Origin of the sequence: Psychromonas hadalis ATCC BAA-638 (assembly GCF_000420245.1) — a bacterium.
GTDB lineage: Bacteria > Pseudomonadota > Gammaproteobacteria > Enterobacterales > Psychromonadaceae > Psychromonas > Psychromonas hadalis.
In genome coordinates this window covers 1-18,933 of record NZ_ATUO01000010.1, presented here as the reverse complement: position 1 = coordinate 18,933, position 18,933 = coordinate 1, and the positions used below count along the sequence as shown (strand labels likewise).

Here is an 18,933-nt window from a genome sequence, read left to right as displayed (position 1 = left end):
TTATAGCTATTTTCTCTACAAACTATTATAAGGATTACTGTGACAGAGAGATGACGGTTTTATGACCGGACAAGGTGACGATAAAAAGGCTACAAAATGTAGCCTTTTTATCTAAAATAAACAAAAGAGGTAAAAGATTAGTTAGAATGCAACATGCTGTTTAACTCAACGGCACTTTTATTTGCTAGACACTCGATTTGACCTGTCATTGAATTACGACGGAAGAGTAAATCATCTTTATTTGCCAATTCACGTGCTTTAACAAAGCCCGCATCGATGCCTTTATTATCAAGTAGTTTTACTTTAGAGCCCGCTGTAACATATAAACCAGACTCAATCGTACAACGACTACCCAGTGGAATACCTAACCCCGCATTCGCACCTAATAAGCTATTTTCACCGATTTTGATGACCATTTTACCGCCACCACTTAGTGTCCCCATAATAGAAGCCCCACCACCGATATCAGAACCTTCACCAACCATAACACCCGCAGAGATACGCCCTTCAACCATGCTGACACCTGTTGTGCCTGCGTTGAAGTTAATGAAACCTTCATGCATAACCGTTGTCCCTTCTCCCACATGTGCGCCTAAACGTACACGAGCGGTGTCTGCAATACGTACACCTGCTGGCACAATGTAATCAACCATTTTAGGAAATTTATCAACACAATCAATGCTGATAGTTTCGCCGTTTAAGCGCGCTTCAATCTGACGATCAGCAAGTTCAGGTAAGTCAATGGCACCTTTATTAGTCCATGCAATGTTATGTAATACACCAAAAATACCATCTAATACTAAACCGTGTGGTTTAACCAAACGGTGCGAAATAAGTTGTAATTTCAAGTAACCTTCAGCCACCGTTGCTGGCGCTTCATCTGTTGCCAAAATAGTTAATAACAGAGGTTGCGTTGATTTAACGGCTGCAGTGGCAAAATCAGCATTAGCAGTTTCATCTGCCCCATTAAAAGCAGCACTCAGTTGCTCTGCAACGTCAGTACTAATTTCAATTGTTTCATTACCTCCTTGATAACCCACAATGCCGCCCACAACAGCAACAAGATCGTCACTTGGGTTTAATAGAGGGTTAGGGAAAAAGGCTTCAATGATTTTTTGATCGCGGTTTTTAGTCGCTGTGCCAAAGGCAAGGGAAAATGTAGACATGAATTAAGCTCCAATTTAAAAGTCTAAAATAAAGCAACCATCATAAAGAACTAAGCGCAGATTTAAAGAGATAAATGCAAAACAACTGATTTAATTGCGATTGTTCACCTGATTATTGATTGTTTTTATTTTTTGAAATAATAGAGGAATCATGGCCAACAACAACTCTAAAAAGAGAGTACTTATTAATGCAAGTAACAAGCCTGCGAACATCGCATCTTTGCTTAATTCAATATTCGCTTGATAGTTCAATTGTGTTTCAGTGAAAAGAGGTTGATTCACTTGCGTTATTAAAAAAACAAGACGACTCAGCAAATTTCCATTCAATGAGTATTTTTGCGCCGTTAAAAAATCAACACGCTCAATCAACGCTTCTAATATATCCGCCTCTGCTTTAAAAAGTGCAACATCACTTTGTTTATGTTTATCTAGTAATTTATTAAGTGAACCTTCAAAAAACAGATCTGCCAGCGTTTGATACTTCAATAATTGCTCGCTTGATTCTAAGTAACGCGCATCAAGACGACTTTCATACTGTTGTAAAAAACTAGGTAGTTGCAACCCGATCAATAAGCTACTAGCAAAGATCAACATCAAACTGTAACGTTGCAATAACCTGATTAGCATCTATTTAAAGCCACGCTTTTTACGCAGTGTTTCATAGGCCTTTTGAATGTCTTGGGTTTTCTCTTTAGCAAGCTCCATCATCTCTTTTGGTAACCCTTTTGAAGCCAATTTATCAGGATGATTTTGACTCATCAATTTACGATAAGCACGCTTAACCTCTTTATCACTTACCGTTTCATCAACACCCAATATTTTATACGCATCTTCGCTACTTGCTTGCTGTTGATGATGCTGTTGCTCTTGATGGAAATGTTGTTGTCCCTCAACCATCTGCAATAGACGATCAAGCTCAAAACGAGAGAAACCAAGCTGCTCTGCGATAGTGTAAAGAATCGCTTTCTCTTTACTGTCAATCGCACCATCTGAGAAGGCAACCTGTATTTGAATACCCAAAAACATCTGTAATACATTACGATCTCCGCGCACCATCTGCGCAAATTCAGATAATGTATCCTGTAATGGAAAGTTAGACTCTTTACCCAAAGCAAAAGAAGATTGTGCTTGAGAGCGTGCTTCGCCCTGTAAACGCATCTGATCCATATACGCATTTGCTACTTGAATATCTGTTTGTGTGACTTGCCCTTTTGCTTTAGCAACATGCCCCATTACTGAAAATGTGGCATTAAAAAATAATTTTTGTTTTTGCTGACTGGTTACACTATTTCCAAATAGACCATTTTGTACATTAAAGTTGATTGCGCGAGCACGATCAAAGCGATGCCCTAACCAGATCCCCAATAACATGCCAAAAAAATGACCAAACATGAAACCAAAAAAACCACCGAGTATTTTTCCCCAAATGCGCATAAACGTTCTGACCTCTGTTTTTATAAGATATTTTTATCTATTTTGACTAACTCTGCAGCAATTTGCCAATTTTTTAGGGTAAATAGAACAATTTAATAAAAAGAGTATGCAAATTTGGCGCTAACTATTGTTCGCAGAGGCTATTTGCTGATATTCTTACTCTCTTTTACGCTTAGCGCCTTCTACTTCCTAAGCAATTTTTGAGAATGGTTAATGTTTAAAAAATTCCCGTGGTTATTACTACTATTACCTCTGCCAAGCAGTTATGCGCAACAGATAATATCCCCACAAACAGAGAATGAAGAAATAGAAGCGCCTAGTGAAGAGCAGGTGATTGCCCCACGCTCGTCTAACGACTTTTTCCGTCAGTGTTATAACAAGGTCCCTCCACTGGTGCCGAATACCAATACCCAGCCTAATAATCAGATTCCGGTGAAAATTGACGCATTCTCTGTTTCAGGCTCAAACAGCAAATTTATCTACCAAGGTGATGTAAATCTAAAACAAGGAGATAAATTTCTCTCTGCAGATGAAATGACCTATTACCTCAATGAAGATCGTGCCACTGCACAGGGAAATGTGAATTTTATCAATGGTGGAGTAACACTCATTGCAGATGATATAGAGATGGATCTAAGCAATGACCAAAGCATTCTAACCCAAGCTGACTACCAATTTCATGGCCAAGGGGGTCGGGGTGATGCACAGCGTATTTTTGATAATGGTTTAGACCTGTATGAGCTTAATGACTCATCGTATACAGCTTGTCCTCCAGAGGACACGACTTGGCGATTAGATGCAACCACCTTGTATATTGATAATGTAGAGGCGGTCGGCAGTGCTTATAATGCCGTGTTACGTATTAAAGATGTACCTGTTTTTTATTTTCCTTATGTAACTTACCCATTAACAGATAAACGAAAAACCGGTCTTCTGTTTCCAAGTCATGAGATGTCTGATACTAATGGTTTTACCTTAACTCAGCCACTGTATATCAATATAGCGCCTAATATGGACGCCACTATCACCCCGACCTATATGCAGAATCGCGGTACTAAAATTGCAGGTGAATACCGATATCTATTTGACGCTGGTAGCGGTAGCATTCAAGCTGAATACCTTGCAGACGATAAAATACGAGGCGAAGACCGTTACCTTTATCACTGGGATCATAATATCAATTTTGCACAACACTGGAACTTTAACGTCCGTTACAACCAAGTAAGTGATGATTATTACTTCAGTGATATTGATACCCCCTATGGTGATCGTAGTGATAACCAACTACTACAAACCGCAAAATTAAGTTACCGTCAGGAGAGCTGGAACAGTGAACTAGAAATACGCTCTTTTCAAATTTTAGGTGGGGGTGATACCCCTCACAAAGTGATGCCCAAGCTTGCCTTTAGTGCTTACCAGCCCATTGATTGGAAAAGTTTACAGTTCGATTTTTATTCAGAGATCACCAAGTTTGATCATAGTGATAAAAATGTTTATACCGGTACCCGTATTCACTTAGAGCCAAAACTGTCTCTGCCACTCTATTACAATTCAATGTTTATAAATACTGAGCTTAAATATATGCTCAGTTTTTATGAACAGACTCTCCCCGACAGTCACAAAGAGGCGTGGTACAGTGAATTAGAAAAAAGTGTGGCACGTTATATCCCCTCTTTTAAAATTCATTCAGGGGTAAACTTTGAACGTGATTTTTCATTCATGGACAGTGATTATCGACAAACATTAGTGCCACAGATACAGTATCTTTATGTCCCTTATCAAGATCAATCAGCAATTGGTGTTTACGATACCACCAGTTTACAACAAGATTATTATGGCCTGTTTCGTGATAATCGTTATTCTGGTTATGACCGGATTGCTGATGCTAACCAAATTACCTTAGGCATCTCGAGCAGTTTCTTAAATAGCCACGGCAAAGAGAAGATGCGTTTTGCGCTTGGTCAAAACTACTACTTCAGCCCCTCGCAAACCTATTTGCCACAAAATGGCAATAAAATTATCGATGATACGCGCTCATCATTGATTGGTGAGTTTGATATGAACTTTGAGAACAGCTATTTTTTCCATGCAGGACTTGAGTGGGATACCGATAACAATAAAATAAAACGTGCTAACTCTACCTTTGAAAAACGCTGGTTATACAATACTTTTGCACAATTGAACTACCGCTATATTGCTATTCCAGAAGAGAATGACTTGTATATAGATAGCAAAGGATTAGTCAATCAACTAGGCGCTAAAATGAATTGGTCACTCAATAGTCAATGGACCGCATTTGCCAGTTATTATCACGATGTTGAATATAACCAATCCTATGAAAGCATTGTTGGATTCAGATACCAATCTTGCTGTTGGGCATTTGGCTTTACCTTTGATCAACATATGTTGCCCTATTATGGTGACTTAGATAACATTGCAGAAAACGCAGAAACAGAGCAGAGTATAAATTTCACCTTTGAACTAATAGGGCTTGGTGGTGTCGGATTTAGCTCTGGTGAACAAGGGATTTTTGATTATGGTCGCCCTTTCTATTTACAGTAAACGAACAAAAACGGACAGAAAATGAAATTACTAAAAAAAGTGTTATTACCTTTTATCTGCGGAATTTTCATCTCACCCATGACAATAGTATGCGCACAAAATCAACTGGTTGATAAAATTGAAGCGGTGGTCAATCAAGAGGTTATCTTAACTAGCGATATCACGCGTATGCAAAAGGATATTAGTAGCCGTTATACAAAAAATGGCCAAGCACTGCCCGCAGATGGCGAGTTACAAAAACAGATCCTTGATAAGTTGATCACCGACCGATTACAGCTACAAATTGCACAGCGTATCGGTTTACGCATTAATGATGCGCAGCTTGATCAAACGCTACAACAGATTGCCAAAGATGATGGTTTAACACTGGTGCAATTAAAAGCAAAGATCGCAAAACAGGGTAATAGTTATGCAGCCTACGTGGATAACATTCGTGATGAGTTAACCATCAATGAGATCCGTCAAATCCAAGTACGTCGGCGTATTAATATCTCTGATCAAGAAGTTGAACAGATGGTAAAACGTCTTAATGAACAGGGCGAAAAAACCACTCAGTTCCATTTTGCACATATTATGCTTAGAGTTGATGACGACGCATCAGAAGATAGACAACAGGCCATTATAATCCAAGCGGATCTGTTAGCTAAAAAGCTCACAGAGGGTGCGAATGTACAAGCGCTGGCAATTGAATTCTCACAAGGCCCTAAAGCGCTTGAAGGCGGAGACTGGGGATGGCGAACATTGGATGAGATCCCAAGTTTATTTGCCAATGTTTTTGATGACCAAAAAACCCAAAAAGGGGATCTCATTGGTCCATTCCGTACTAACATGGGTATTCACCTGATTAAAGTCTTAGACAAAAAAGGCTCTGAAAATGTGATCACCGTTGAAGTAAAAGCACGTCACATCTTAATTAAAGCAAATATCATTCTCAGTGATAAGAAAGCCAAAAAATTACTTGTTCAATACCGTAAAGAGATTTTAGATGGCAGTAAAACATTTGCAGAGCTTGCCACTGCACATTCTCAAGATCCCGGTTCTGCGGTAAAAGGTGGAGATTTAGGCTGGGCAGATCCTAACATGTATGTCCCTGAGTTTAGAGATCTTGCACTATCAATACCAATGGGAGAGATCAGCGCACCTTTTCATACGATGCATGGTTGGCATATTTTACAGGTAATGGAAAAACGTGAATCAGATACCACTGAAGATGCAACTAAACAAAAAGCCTATGGTTTACTGTTTAAACAACGATTCCCAGCAGAAGTTTATGCGTGGATGAATGAGATTCGCCAAGAAGCGTATATTAAAATTAATAATCCAGACTATATAACGGATAAAAAATAAGATGTCCGTTATCAATAATATTAAACCAATCATCATTACCGCTGGAGAGCCAAGCGGTATTGGCACGGATATTATTCTTACACTCGCAGCGCAAGAATGGGCTGCGCCACTGGTTATTTGTGGTGATAAATATTTACTTGAAGCGCGTATCAAGCAGCTAGACTTGGAGGTGACATTAGTTGATTACCCACACTCAAAGACAATAAAAGTTGGTGAATTAACCATTGCCCACCTACCGCTTAAAACTACCTCAGAAGCAGGAAAACTTAATAAAAGTAACGCCCAGTATGTGCTTGATACATTAAGCTTTGCCAACCAAGGTTGCTTATCGGGTGAGTTTTCAGCGATAGTGACCGCCCCTGTCCATAAAGGCATTATTAATGATGCTGGTTTTACCTTTAGCGGGCATACAGAGTTTTTTGCCGATCAATCAAATACAGACTTAGTGGTCATGATGTTAGCGACAACAGATTTACGCGTGGCACTAGTCACCACTCACTTACCCCTTAAAGATGTTTCTGATGCTATCACGGAAGCACGATTAACCTCGATTATTAATATTTTAAACACCGAGTTACAGGTTAAATATGGCATTAAAACGCCACGCATCTATGTTTGTGGATTAAATCCACATGCAGGTGAAGGTGGTCATATGGGACGCGAAGAGATAGAAATCATTGAACCGACCCTTGAAAAACTACGCTTACAGGGCATAAATTTAATTGGGCCACTGCCCGCAGATACCCTATTCCAAGAGAAATACCTTGCAGATGCCGATGTGGTATTGGCGATGTATCACGATCAAGGTTTACCCGTACTTAAATACAAAGGGTTTGGTAAAGCAGTTAATATCACCTTAGGACTCCCCTATATTCGCACCTCAGTTGATCACGGTACCGCCCTTGATTTAGCGGGCACAGGAAAAGCAGACGCAGGCAGTTTATTCTGCGCAGTGAATGAAGCAATCACCATGGCTACAAGCCAACAGAACAAATAGAAGAGATAGAGAATGAGCAATAAAACACACTTAGGCCACACCGCACGTAAACGTTTCGGACAGAACTTTTTACACGATGATTACATTATCGACTCCATCGTTTCTGCAATTTCACCACAACCCGATGATAATATCGTTGAGATTGGCCCCGGACTGGGCGCATTAACCATGCCTGTGGCAGAAAAAGTAAACCTCTTAAACGTCATTGAATTAGACAGAGATTTGGCAGAGCGTTTAGCCAAAAATCCAATACTTTCCCCTAAACTCAAGATCACCCAAGCCGATGCGATGCAGTTTGATTTTGGCATACTCGCCAGCACAGAGCGTCAACTGCGTGTATTTGGTAACTTACCTTATAACATTTCAACACCATTGATGTTCCATCTTTTTGAGTACGCAGATAAAATAAAAGATATGCATTTTATGTTACAAAAAGAGGTGGTAAACCGCCTTTGCGCAGGTCCTAATTGTAAAGCTTACGGACGTTTAACCGTGATGGCACAATACTATTGCAAAGTTATTCCTGTTTTAGAAGTACCACCCAACGCCTTTATTCCAGCACCTAAAGTAGATTCTGCCTTCGTGCGTTTAGAGCCTTATGATGTGCCTCCTTTTCTTGCCAAAAGCATGAAAATATTAACGCAAGTCTGCTCAATGGCCTTTAATCAGCGCCGTAAAACCATTCGTAATGGCTTACGTGATATTTTAGATGTAGAAGAGCTAAAAGCGCTACAAGTTGACCATACTAAACGTGCAGAAAACATCACTGTTGAAGAGTATGTGCGTTTAGCTAACTACGTTTTTGATAGAAAAGAGAAACAGGCTGAACAGGCTTAATGGCAACCTATATTGTTGGTGATATCCAAGGCTGTTATGATGAATTACAACAGTTACTTGCGCTTGCCAACTTTGATAGCAATAAAGATGAACTGTGGTTAGCAGGTGATTTAGTTGCCCGCGGTAATCAATCGCTTGAAACCCTGCGTTTTGTAAAAGGGTTAGGTGACAGTGCAAAAGTAATTTTAGGTAATCATGACCTACATCTACTCGCGATTTGGCAAGGGATTCATCTAGCAAAAAGCAACGATAAACTCGATGTACTGCTCAATGCCCCCGATTGTGATGAACTGCTTAACTGGTTACGTTTACAACCTTTAATGTTGCGCCACCCAGAATTTGATTTTGTAATGGTGCATGCGGGCATTAGCCCACAATGGACGATCAAACAAGCTGAGCAACTTGCCCTTGAAGTAGAAGCTGAACTACACAGTAGCCATTTCAAAACGTTACTAAAAAATATGTACGGCAACCATCCCAATAACTGGTCAGAAGCACAACAAGGTGATGAGCGTTTACGCTTTATCATCAACGTATTTACCCGCATGCGCTACTGTTTTTTAGATGGCTCATTAGAGTTTAAAAATAAACTTGGCCCAGCAGAAACTGATAGTAGCATCATGAAACCTTGGTTTGAGCTTGATAGTGTTGATCAAAGTAGCCCCATTTTATTTGGTCACTGGGCAGCACTATTAGGCAAGGTTAATAAACAGGGTATTTATGGATTAGACACCGGTTGCGTATGGGGAAATAGTTTAACCATGTTACGTTGGCAAGATAAAAAACACTTTTCTTTTGCCTGTACCCTTTTGCCTATAAAATGACATTTATATATCGAGTACCACAACTTGATTACGACCACTCGCTTTAGCTTGATATAACGCTTTATCAGCAATGCTTAACGCCACTTTAAGATCTTCAGATTCTCCAGTAAACAGACCGATACTTGCTGTTATCTTTAATTCAAAACCCTCTTTTAATACGTATTTATCATCTTCGATACTTTGCCGAAGTGCAGACAAACTTGCCTCTATCTCAGAGTGGGTTTTCGCCACCAATAAAAAGCAGAACTCTTCACCACCATAACGCGCAACGATACTAGAGCTTAAATCATCAACTTCAAAATTATCAATTAATCGTTTTCCTAACTGACAAAGAACGAGATCACCTGCATCATGACCATAGTTATCGTTCACCTTTTTAAAATGATCAATATCCAACAGTGCAATACCCAGTTTAAGCCCCTTCTTTTTATAACCAGAAACGATATTATTTCCAACGTCAAAAAAGTAACGTCGGTTAAATAACCCCGTTAAAAAGTCTCTGGTTGCTAAAAACTTTAACTGTTTAATATGCTCAAGCAACTCCATATTCTGATTAATACGACAGAAAAACTCCTCTTCAAGAAAAGGTTTAGTAATGAAATCACTGCCTCCTAACTTTAAAAAATGAGCAGATAACTGATTATTACCAAATGCAGACATGCCGATTATCGCCATCTGTTGACTACTATATTGACGACGAAGCTGCTTGGTTAACGCTAAACCATCCATATTAGGCATATTAAAATCGGTTAAGACTAAACTAATGTTGGAGTTTCGTTTCACTTTTTCTAAAGCATCAACACCATCAACTGCTTCAAACACAGTAAATTGATAGATAACTAACAGGTGTTTGATATAAGAGCGCACACTAATAGAATCATCAACAACTAACACATCAATATTACTGTTACGCTTAAGTTGGCTAAGTAGGGAAACAACATATTCAATATTGGCAGGGCCCTCTTTTAAAACATAATCTACAATCCCCTTGGTGTATATCTTTTTGCGAAAGCTCTCATCAAGTTTGCCGGTAAAAATAATAGAGGGAATATTATGTGCTAAAACAAAATCAATCACTTCACCATTAGGGGCATCAGGTAGATTAACATCTAATAAACTAGCAAAAAATTGGTATTTTTTTTCAGATAATAACTGTTTTAACGCACCAAAACTTTCTACAGTGATCACTTTAAAACCATCTACAGATTCTATACTACGCTTTAAAATGCGTGTGAACATCACGCTGTCTTCTACCACCAAAATATTTTTTGATAACTTGTTATACATATCTCTTCCAAACACATGAGTCTTATCTTTTATTAAAGATAGCCCTTTTTTAATTTACTACGCGATTTAAGGTAACAAACTGATAGTTGTAACCATTTTTATCATCTTTAATATGTTTCTCTCGCGCCACTTCAGACCAACTCGCTAACGCTTCATAATCAGGAAAAAAAGTATCTCCCAGCGTTTTAAGATCAATAAAAGTAAGGTATAAACGGTCTGCCTTTGGCAAAAATTGCTCGTAAATAGTCGCTCCACCGATCACCATGACCTCATCAACAGAAGCAACTAATTGCAACGCTTGCTCAACCGTCTGTACACAATCCACCCCGGTGATGGTGAGCGTTTTATCACGCGTTAATACGATATTTTGACGACCAGGTAGTGGACGACCAATAGAATCATAGGTTTTTCGTCCCATTATCACAGGCTTACCTAATGTCACACGTTTAAAAAACTTCAGGTCTGCTGGCAGATGCCACGGCATCTTATTATCAAAGCCGATAACTCTGTTTTTTGCCATCGCAACGATCATTGAAATTTTCATCATATTCCTTAATTTATTTTTTATAAGGTTATCAAATAAATAGTTTAAATGATGCATAAAATTTTACGCATTGTTATGATGAATAGATGATCTGTTCTTAAAATGGAAGAAGTATTATGTTCGGAAAAAAATCAATCATTGCGGGCTTGTCTATTGTTACCCTTATTCTTTGGGCTGTCTCACTCTGGTGGGGTTGGATGCCAGTCGCGTATAATGTAAAACTCAAAACCACTGAAACCGCTAAAATGAATAATCATACTATTGTTGCAGGTTATACCACCACCTCAACACTGATTGATATTACTGAGTGGTTAATCAATAAACCCGGTGGTTTTCTCTCAAATGATATTACCCCACCGGGTATATTAATGGATAACATGCCGGCCTTTGAGTACGGAGTGTTAGAGCAAACTCGTGATTTAGCCTTAGCAATGCGGTTAGATTTTAGTCGCTCTCAATCGCAATCAACAGGTGATAAAGATTTAGAAATTGCACAAAGTAAACTTAATATTTCCCATAAAAGTTGGCAACTGCCCAGTGCAGAAAGTGAATATTCCGATGCCATTAAAGCCCTGAAACGTTACCGTACACGGTTAATGGCGCAAGATGCGAGCGAAGCACAATTTTACACCCGTGCGGATAATTTAGGAGACTGGTTACGTGAAGTTGAAAAGCGTCTTGGCTCTATCTCACATCGTTTAAGTGCCAGTGTGGGTCACGACAGATACAATACCGCGTTAGCAGGCGATCCAAATGCAAAACAATCAACCACAACCGCAGCCCAGACAATGGTAAAAACATCATGGTGGAAAATTGACGATGTTTTTTATGAAAGTCGTGGCGCAACATGGGCAATATTACACTTTTTAAAAGCCGCTGAAATTGACTTTGCAGATGTACTGGAAAAGAAAAATGCACAGGTTAGCCTAAAACAGATCATTCGCGATTTAGAAGCCACGCAAGAGACAGTTTGGACACCGATGATACTCAATGGTAGTGGTTTTGGTATTTTAGCGAACCACTCTTTGGTCATGGCAAATTACGTATCACGCGCCAATGCGGCCTTAATTGATCTTCGTCGTTTATTAGAGCAGGGGTAATACTTGAGTGAGATTAAGGGCAACGATCATGAGTGAAATTTTATTACAAAGTACACTGACCTGCCCATTTTGCCACTTTCAAAAAAAAAGAGACAATGCCCACGGACGCTTGTCTCTTTTTTTATCAATGCCAGTCGTGTCAAACACGATTAAAACCTAAACATGGCGATTGCTGTGTTTTTTGCTCTTACGGTGATGTGATACCAATCTGCCTAAGTATTTGGTCACTTTTACTTGTTAAAAAAGTCAGTATCTGCGTTGCACTCAATCACAATAGCCAGCTATTACTCAATCATGCGCCTTGCTCTTAACTCTTTTTCCTACGTAAACTCTGACCACTTTATTAAGCGGAATGGTATGAAATGCCCACCTATTCAGTAAGGAACGTCATGCGCCACTAAAAACAGGTGATCTATCCACAGCACTTCTTATATTTTTTACCACTACCACAAGAACAAGGCTCATTGCGCTTAGGCATTTTCTCAAAAGTGGTTGTTTTCGGTCTGTTTAAAAAACCTTCAAGCTCAATGATATTTTCATCTTTGCTTTCGTTCACTTCAATCTCAGCAAATAAGTGATGCTCTGTTAAGATATCTTCAATTTCTAACTTTCTTACTTCACTTTGTACTAGCAAACTAAATGGGTGTATTTCAGTGCCCGATTTTGCACTGCGTTTAGTATTAAAACCGTAACTCGTGTGTTTTGGTTTCTTTTCTTTTCTTCCTTTGAAGAAAAATTTATCTGACATGGTCTGTTCCTCATATTAATTGAGCGCAGTTTATACGATTGGCCTGCCTCGGTAAATGAGTATTGACGGTAACGCTAAACCAAAACTTAATGCACCTAAAATAAACAGCGTTTTTAGTCCATTTTCAGTGACTATTTGCATTATTTCAATACTATAACCTGCACTATTAAGCTCAACCAAACCAATCACGGTGGTAAATGCAAAACTACCGGGGATCATCGGGATAACAGAAGCCACCGTAAATACAGGTCTGGGGATTAACCGTTTACGTGACCAATAAAGCCCTAAAAATCCCATTGAACTAGAGGCAATCAAGGTTGCCCATTCAATCTGCACATCGAAATTCATCAATAAAAAACGCAAGCTATGTGCCAACGCACCACCGATAGCACAATAGATAAGCATCTTTTTAGGCACATTAAAGACCATCGCAAAGCCAACGGCAGGCACAGCGGCAAATAATGCATCAATAATTATTAACGTTAAAAGTTCCATTAGTATATCCCCATGTTACCTCAAGATGCTTTGTCAGGTGCGAGCTCGGACACCAGAGCAAGGCACAACATGAGCTAATTGTTATTCACTTTTCGATTGTTGTAACGCGGATCTGGTTTTCGAGCTCACACCCCGAAGGGCAAGGCAACTTGCACCAATCTGCGTCGTTATAAAACTTCACTGTAGAACGCTATACTTCAATTTTATGCCTAGCATCTTGGCACGATTTGCCTTGCTGACTTTGCATCTTGAAGTATCATGGGGATAACCACCCTGAAACACCCGTCAGGGTCATTGAGGTAACAATACCGATTGATACACTAATAGTGAGCATCGTTGCAAATACCCAGCGTGCTATCCCGGTGCTGATATGCCCTTTTAGTATGTCAGAAACCGCATTAATCAATGGAAAACCAGGCACCAATAACAGCACAGAAGCTGCCAATGCAATTTGTGGTTTATCACCAAACTGATAGATGACTCCAATACTGGCAATAGAGGTTGCGACAAAAGCAGATAATGCAAAGTTTACAAAGGGATTATGATGCCGATGGGCTAACTCTTGACGTAAAATCATCGCCCCCGCAGATGCAAAAAAAGTAGTGATATAAACAGGCCAATCTCCTCCAAAAAAATGGCTAAAGCTCGCACAGGAAAAACCGATCATCACCACCACTAACCAACGATTATATTTGTAGGGTTTTAAACGTGCTAAGCGCTCTTTCACTTGGGCAGCATCAAGTAACTGTTTTTCCAACATCACACAGATACGTAGTACATCACAGACCATCTGCATATTGATGCCCCGATCATAACAGCGCCTTGTGGTCGTGACGCAATTACCTTCAAACAAGCTAGTGATCACAATGGCATCAGAGCTAACTGAAAGTTCAATACTTTGCGCACCGAGTGCGACACCAATACGTTGAGTAGTTTGTTCAACCAAACGGCTTTCAGCACCATGTTGATGCAAAATCTGCCCTGCTTTCACCGCAATACGGGTCAGTTCAGTTTGCGCTTCATGAGTTAACTTCATTAACAGAGGGATCCAGAAATAAAAAAGGGATCATAACGATAAATGTAAAAAATTCTTTGTTTTTTATCACAAAAAAGAAGAATTGAGGGAAATATTCACTGCTAAAAAAGAACGAGATGGCAAGCAGAGAAGAAAACACCAGTAAAATTAACCACGAAGACACGAAAAAAGGTTAAATAATCATCTCTTTATAAACTCTGTGCCTTGGTGTTGATGTTATTAAATGAAGGCACAGAGTTCAAATTGTAATAGTGGTTACAGCTGCGATTCTGCCAATTTCAGATCTAATGTCGCTTTAAGCAGTTTGAATAACAAAATGGCGGCATCTATCTCCTCTTTACGATTGGTTAAACTTTCAATATTCAAACCAAATGGAATATTTAAAGGTAGACAAGCTTGTAAAATCTGCTCAAAGTTATTGCGACTAATCAGTAACGATTCTTTAAGTGGGTTATCTGACTCTAAAATACGCAATTTAGTGGCTTCTGGTACCGAGATACCTAACCATTCTATAAATTCTAATGTTTTAGCGCTGCCACAAGGTGAAAATGTTAATACAATACGTTTAGGTTTTACCCCCTTTGCTTTACATTGCGACGCGTAACGGGTTAACAAGTCAATCGTTGCTTGCGCATTATAAACCGCTTGTGAAATGAAAAACTCACACCCCTGTAGCACTTTATTGGTTAAACGTAAGTGCTCATCACCTTTAGCAATATGGCGTTCTGCAATGGTAACGCCACCAAGATGAAAATCTAAATTGTGTTTTTTTAACACATCATAAGCATCATTGAGTGACAGTTTAATTTCGCCATTGGCAGAAGGGCTACCCACTAACACGATGTCACGCACTGAAAATTGATGCCATGCGTCACTTAACCACGCAGAAAAATCGGCACTGTCGCGTTGAGAAACACTTTTATAGGTGATCACCGGTTTACCACATTTATCGTGTAATAACTTTGAATAAAGCCGAGAATCATGGGTATATTTAAACGGGAAAGGCCGTGGTTTATCGATACGAGAAGTTTCATCTTGAATATCGTAAACAATCAAACCGTCATAATCTATCTCCGCTAAACGGTTGAGCAGTTTATCAGCAATGCCTGAAACAAGTGCAATATCAGTATCCTGCTTGGGTGGTGTAGTACCAATAAAATAGACACCCTGCTTGGGATCATTCGACTTATCTCTTAATATTGAATCTGACATGGCACTCTTCTTTAAATACAAAATAATATGAATAAATTGTCGCATATCTGAGTGAAAATTAATAATAAATAAGCGTTAGTTTTCAACAAACTTTTTGCGTTATACTAACAACCTAATGAGATAACAAGATAGAACAATATGCGCCAACCTCGATTTTATGATCCACAACCATTAACCGTTAAACAAACAGTGCAACTGGGTGATGATGTAACGCAACATATCCGTGTATTGCGTTTGAAAGTGAAAGGAACAATCACCCTTTTTAACGGTCAAGGTGGTGAATACTCTGCTACGTTAATTGATGTACAAAAACGCAATTGCACTGTACACATTGATGATTTTCACGAAACTGATAATGAAAGCCCCTTACATCTGCATTTAGGACAAGTTATCTCACGGGGTGAGCGCATGGAATTTGTCATTCAAAAAGCCGTTGAGCTGGGTGTTAATGAGATAACCCCCCTCATTAGTGAGCGTTGTGGGGTTAAAATCAACCTTGAGCGCATGGCAAAAAAACAGCAACAGTGGCAAAAAATAGCCATTGCGGCCTGTGAGCAATCTGGTCGTAATAGCGTGCCTACCATTCATGCAACAGAGCAATTAACTGCTTGGTGTTCAGCCCCTACGGATGCAGTCAAACTAACATTGCATCCGCGCGCTAAATACTCGATTAATACACTGCCAGACAACATCACCAATATCTCGCTATTGATCGGCCCAGAGGGTGGATTAAGTGAGCAAGAGATAACATTAACAGAAACGCTTAATTTTACTGAAACGCTACTCGGCCCGCGTATATTACGCACCGAAACCGCCGCGTTAACCGCAATTACCGCACTACAATGTCGCTTTGGCGATCTTGCTTAAGGATTTAAAATGACTATAAAAATAGGGATCGTGATGGATCCTATCGAAAACATAAAAATTCAAAAAGACTCAAGTTTTGCGATGTTATTAGAAGCACAATCTCGCGGTTGGGAACTTTATTACATCACCATGAAGGATCTTTATTTAGACGATGGACGTTGTTTTGCAAGCAGTAAAAAGCTTACCGTACAACGTGAAGAGGGAAATTTTTATCAACTTGAAGAAACCGTTGATCATCCTCTTGCCGATTTAGACGCCGTATTAATGCGTAAAGATCCCCCTTTTGATACTGAGTACATTTACGCAACCTATCTGCTTGAACGCGCTGAAGAGGAAGGTTGTTTAATTGTTAATAAACCACAAAGCCTACGTGATGCTAATGAGAAACTGTTCACCGCATGGTTTAGTGAATTCACCCCTCCCACACTGGTAACACGCAGTAGTGATAAAATCCGTGCATTCCACCAAAAACATAAAGATATCATTTTAAAGCCACTTGATGGCATGGGTGGCGCGTCTATTTTCCGTATCAAAGAGAAAGATGCCAACTTAGGGGTGATCATCGAAACGCTTACCGAACATGAAACACGTTACACTATGGCACAAGCCTTTATTCCTGCTATCAAAGATGGCGATAAACGTATTTTAATTGTTGATGGCGAGCCGATGCCTTACTCTTTGGCACGTATTCCTGCGAAAGGGGAAACACGCGGTAATTTAGCGGCGGGTGGCCGTGGTGTCGCACAACCTCTTTCTGAATCTGATTGGTTTATTGCTAACAGTATTGGTCCTAAACTCAAAGAGAAAGGGCTGATATTTGTTGGCTTAGATGTAATTGGTGACAAAATAACCGAGATTAACGTCACTAGCCCAACCTGTATTCAAGAGATAGATAACGCCTACGGCACAAACATTGCAGGAAAATTAATGGACGCCATTGAAAAGCGTATTCGATAATTTGTTATAATTTGCCATACTCAAGGTATGGCAACTAAAGGGGGTTCACATGAATGATAAAATAAATAAAAGTGCTAATCCTGAACTTCAGCAAAATGAAGTCGATGTTAATAGCGATAAAACAGAGGTGCTCAGCACCCTTAAAGATCACTTTTTAATTGCAATGCCCGCACTCACTGACCCGTACTTTAAGCAGTCCGTTGTTTATCTTTGTGAGCATGATGAGGAGGGAGCAATGGGATTTATCATTAATTTCCCAGTAAAACTTACCTTACAAGAGCTACTAAGCAATGTAGAAAGCATTAAACATCAACCTGAGCCTCCCCTTGAAGATGCTGTTTTTTTAGGTGGGCCACTCGAGCTTGAACGCGGTTTTGTACTGCACAGTCCACTTGCGGATAACTCACAGAGTACCGAGCTTAACGAGCACTTAATGATGTCTAATTCTAATGCGGTATTATCAACGCTTGGCACCGATGATGCACCTGAAAAATATATCGTTGCACTGGGTTACGCAAGCTGGAGTTCTGGGCAACTAGAGCAAGAGATGAACGATAACCATTGGCTCACCATTGAGAGTGAAAACGACATTATTTTTAACACCCCTGCCGAAAAACGCTGGAGTGCATCTCTGCAACGTTTAGGCATTAGCCCTGAGCAACTCACCACCACCACAGGACACGCATGACTGCTACAACGACAACAGATAAAGCACCACAAAGCCTATTAGGCTTTGATTTTGGCACCAAAAGTATCGGTGTCGCGACCGGTCAAATGATTACCGCCACCGCACAACCCATTCACGCCATCAAAGCCAACGATGGCATTCCTAATTGGGATACTGTTGAAAAAGTGATTAAAGAATGGCAACCCGATTTAATCGTAGTTGGTTTACCGCTGAATATGGATGGGTCAGAGCAACCGATCACCCTGCGCGCTAAAAAGTTTGCTAATCGTCTTAATGGGCGTTTCGGTGTGAAAACAGCATTGCAAGATGAACGTTTAACCACTGCCAGCGCCAAAGAGTTTATTTTTGAACGAGGTGGCTTTAAAGCATTAGACAAAGGGAAAATAGACAGCGTTTCTGCGGCCTTGATTTTAGAGAGTTGGATGGAAGCTAACCTGCAACAGCGCTGAATGAGCACTTATACCAATCCGCCTAAGTAACTGATCGTTTTTACTGGTTTAAATTACTAATATCTGCGTTGCATTCAATCGCAATAGCCGGCTATTACTCCATCATGCGCCTTGACCTTAGTCATTTACCCTGCGTAAAACCTGATCATTATATTAAGCGGAATGGTATTACACTCCTCCCCAAAAAAACCGATTAACCACGAAGTTTGGAAAGCAAAAATTAACGTCTTGAAGGACTGATTGTTTTTTGTGTTATCTTCGTATCCGCTATGTAATACCAATTACAGTAAATAGCTAATCTATTTTACTGGTTAAAACAACTCACTTCTGCGTTGTAAGTTTTGTAAAGGGAACAACCATTTACGTCAATTTACGCCTTAAAT

The 18,933-nt window shown here is 39.7% G+C and carries 20 protein-coding genes; 11 read left to right on the top strand and 9 right to left on the bottom strand.

Features of this window, described 5'->3' with window-relative positions; translation table 11 throughout:
* Positions 1-137: 137 nt before the first annotated feature.
* The 3 genes from dapD to djlA all read right to left on the bottom strand — a co-directional run bounded on the left by dapD (position 138) and on the right by djlA (position 2,600).
* Positions 138-1,166, bottom strand: a complete 1,029-nt coding sequence (dapD, locus tag G322_RS0102450) for a 2,3,4,5-tetrahydropyridine-2,6-dicarboxylate N-succinyltransferase (protein WP_022940228.1) — start codon at positions 1,164-1,166, stop codon at positions 138-140.
* A gap of 90 nt (positions 1,167-1,256) precedes the next feature.
* On the bottom strand, positions 1,257-1,793 hold the full coding sequence (locus G322_RS0102445) for a DUF2937 family protein (protein WP_022940227.1): 537 nt from the start codon (positions 1,791-1,793) through the stop codon (positions 1,257-1,259).
* Complete coding sequence (djlA, locus tag G322_RS0102440) at positions 1,794-2,600, bottom strand: co-chaperone DjlA (RefSeq protein WP_022940226.1); 807 nt, start codon at positions 2,598-2,600, stop codon at positions 1,794-1,796.
* Positions 2,601-2,813: 213 nt separating this feature from the next.
* Here djlA and lptD point away from each other — a divergent pair, with 213 nt between their 5' ends.
* From lptD to G322_RS0102415, 5 genes are read left to right on the top strand one after another with little or no spacing between them, the layout of a single operon-like run.
* Positions 2,814-5,162 carry an LPS assembly protein LptD gene (lptD, locus tag G322_RS0102435; RefSeq protein WP_022940225.1) on the top strand — a complete coding sequence of 783 codons (2,349 nt, stop codon included), beginning with the start codon at positions 2,814-2,816 and terminating at the stop codon, positions 5,160-5,162.
* A 21-nt stretch (positions 5,163-5,183) separates the two neighbouring features.
* Positions 5,184-6,509, top strand: a complete 1,326-nt coding sequence (gene surA / locus G322_RS0102430) for a peptidylprolyl isomerase SurA (protein ID WP_022940224.1) — start codon at positions 5,184-5,186, stop codon at positions 6,507-6,509.
* A 1-nt stretch (position 6,510) separates the two neighbouring features.
* Positions 6,511-7,506, top strand: coding sequence for a 4-hydroxythreonine-4-phosphate dehydrogenase PdxA (gene pdxA, locus G322_RS0102425; protein ID WP_022940223.1), 996 nt, complete (start codon positions 6,511-6,513; stop codon positions 7,504-7,506).
* A gap of 12 nt (positions 7,507-7,518) precedes the next feature.
* Positions 7,519-8,343, top strand: a complete 825-nt coding sequence (gene rsmA / locus G322_RS0102420) for a 16S rRNA (adenine(1518)-N(6)/adenine(1519)-N(6))-dimethyltransferase RsmA (RefSeq protein ID WP_022940222.1) — start codon at positions 7,519-7,521, stop codon at positions 8,341-8,343.
* Entirely contained in the window at positions 8,343-9,167 is an 825-nt protein-coding gene (locus G322_RS0102415; protein WP_022940221.1) for a symmetrical bis(5'-nucleosyl)-tetraphosphatase, read from the top strand. The genes rsmA and G322_RS0102415 overlap by 1 nt, the downstream gene beginning before the upstream one ends.
* 3 nt (positions 9,168-9,170) lie before the next feature.
* Here G322_RS0102415 and G322_RS0102410 read toward each other — a convergent pair whose 3' ends face one another.
* Together G322_RS0102410 and folA are read right to left on the bottom strand one after the other, a co-directional pair.
* Positions 9,171-10,454, bottom strand: a complete 1,284-nt coding sequence (locus tag G322_RS0102410) for a GGDEF domain-containing response regulator (RefSeq protein ID WP_022940220.1) — start codon at positions 10,452-10,454, stop codon at positions 9,171-9,173.
* A 49-nt stretch (positions 10,455-10,503) separates the two neighbouring features.
* On the bottom strand, positions 10,504-10,998 hold the full coding sequence (gene folA, locus G322_RS0102405; protein ID WP_022940219.1) for a type 3 dihydrofolate reductase: 495 nt from the start codon (positions 10,996-10,998) through the stop codon (positions 10,504-10,506).
* A 116-nt stretch (positions 10,999-11,114) separates the two neighbouring features.
* Between folA and G322_RS0102400 the strand changes: the two genes are divergently transcribed.
* Positions 11,115-12,098 carry a DUF2333 family protein gene (locus tag G322_RS0102400; protein WP_022940218.1) on the top strand — a complete coding sequence of 328 codons (984 nt, stop codon included), beginning with the start codon at positions 11,115-11,117 and terminating at the stop codon, positions 12,096-12,098.
* 95 nt (positions 12,099-12,193) lie between these two features.
* Positions 12,194-12,409, top strand: coding sequence for a GDCCVxC domain-containing (seleno)protein (locus tag G322_RS24725; protein ID WP_483826388.1), 216 nt, complete (start codon positions 12,194-12,196; stop codon positions 12,407-12,409).
* Positions 12,410-12,510: 101 nt separating this feature from the next.
* Here the strand turns inward: G322_RS24725 and G322_RS0102395 are convergent, their stop codons facing one another.
* The 4 genes from G322_RS0102395 to G322_RS0102380 form a co-directional block, all read right to left on the bottom strand.
* Positions 12,511-12,846, bottom strand: coding sequence for a PBPRA1643 family SWIM/SEC-C metal-binding motif protein (locus G322_RS0102395; RefSeq protein WP_022940217.1), 336 nt, complete (start codon positions 12,844-12,846; stop codon positions 12,511-12,513).
* A 30-nt stretch (positions 12,847-12,876) separates the two neighbouring features.
* The gene (locus G322_RS0102390) at positions 12,877-13,341 is read right to left on the bottom strand and encodes a threonine/serine exporter family protein (RefSeq protein WP_022940216.1); all 465 of its coding nucleotides are present in this window, start codon (positions 13,339-13,341) and stop codon (positions 12,877-12,879) included.
* Between the two features lie 256 nt (positions 13,342-13,597).
* Positions 13,598-14,377, bottom strand: a complete 780-nt coding sequence (locus tag G322_RS0102385; RefSeq protein ID WP_022940215.1) for a threonine/serine exporter family protein — start codon at positions 14,375-14,377, stop codon at positions 13,598-13,600.
* 255 nt (positions 14,378-14,632) lie between these two features.
* Positions 14,633-15,589 carry a methylenetetrahydrofolate reductase gene (locus G322_RS0102380; protein ID WP_022940214.1) on the bottom strand — a complete coding sequence of 319 codons (957 nt, stop codon included), beginning with the start codon at positions 15,587-15,589 and terminating at the stop codon, positions 14,633-14,635.
* 138 nt (positions 15,590-15,727) lie between these two features.
* Between G322_RS0102380 and rsmE the strand changes: the two genes are divergently transcribed.
* From rsmE to ruvX, 4 genes are read left to right on the top strand one after another with little or no spacing between them, the layout of a single operon-like run.
* A complete protein-coding gene (rsmE, locus tag G322_RS0102375; protein ID WP_022940213.1) occupies positions 15,728-16,456 on the top strand; it encodes a 16S rRNA (uracil(1498)-N(3))-methyltransferase in 729 nt (242 codons plus the stop codon).
* A gap of 9 nt (positions 16,457-16,465) precedes the next feature.
* Positions 16,466-17,413, top strand: a complete 948-nt coding sequence (gene gshB, locus G322_RS0102370; protein ID WP_022940212.1) for a glutathione synthase — start codon at positions 16,466-16,468, stop codon at positions 17,411-17,413.
* Between the two features lie 49 nt (positions 17,414-17,462).
* Positions 17,463-18,101 (top strand): YqgE/AlgH family protein, encoded by a 639-nt coding sequence (locus G322_RS0102365; protein WP_022940211.1) that lies wholly within the window; start codon positions 17,463-17,465, stop codon positions 18,099-18,101.
* A complete protein-coding gene (gene ruvX / locus G322_RS0102360) occupies positions 18,098-18,550 on the top strand; it encodes a Holliday junction resolvase RuvX (RefSeq protein WP_022940210.1) in 453 nt (150 codons plus the stop codon). The genes G322_RS0102365 and ruvX overlap by 4 nt, the downstream gene beginning before the upstream one ends.
* The last annotated feature ends 383 nt before the right edge of the window (positions 18,551-18,933 follow it).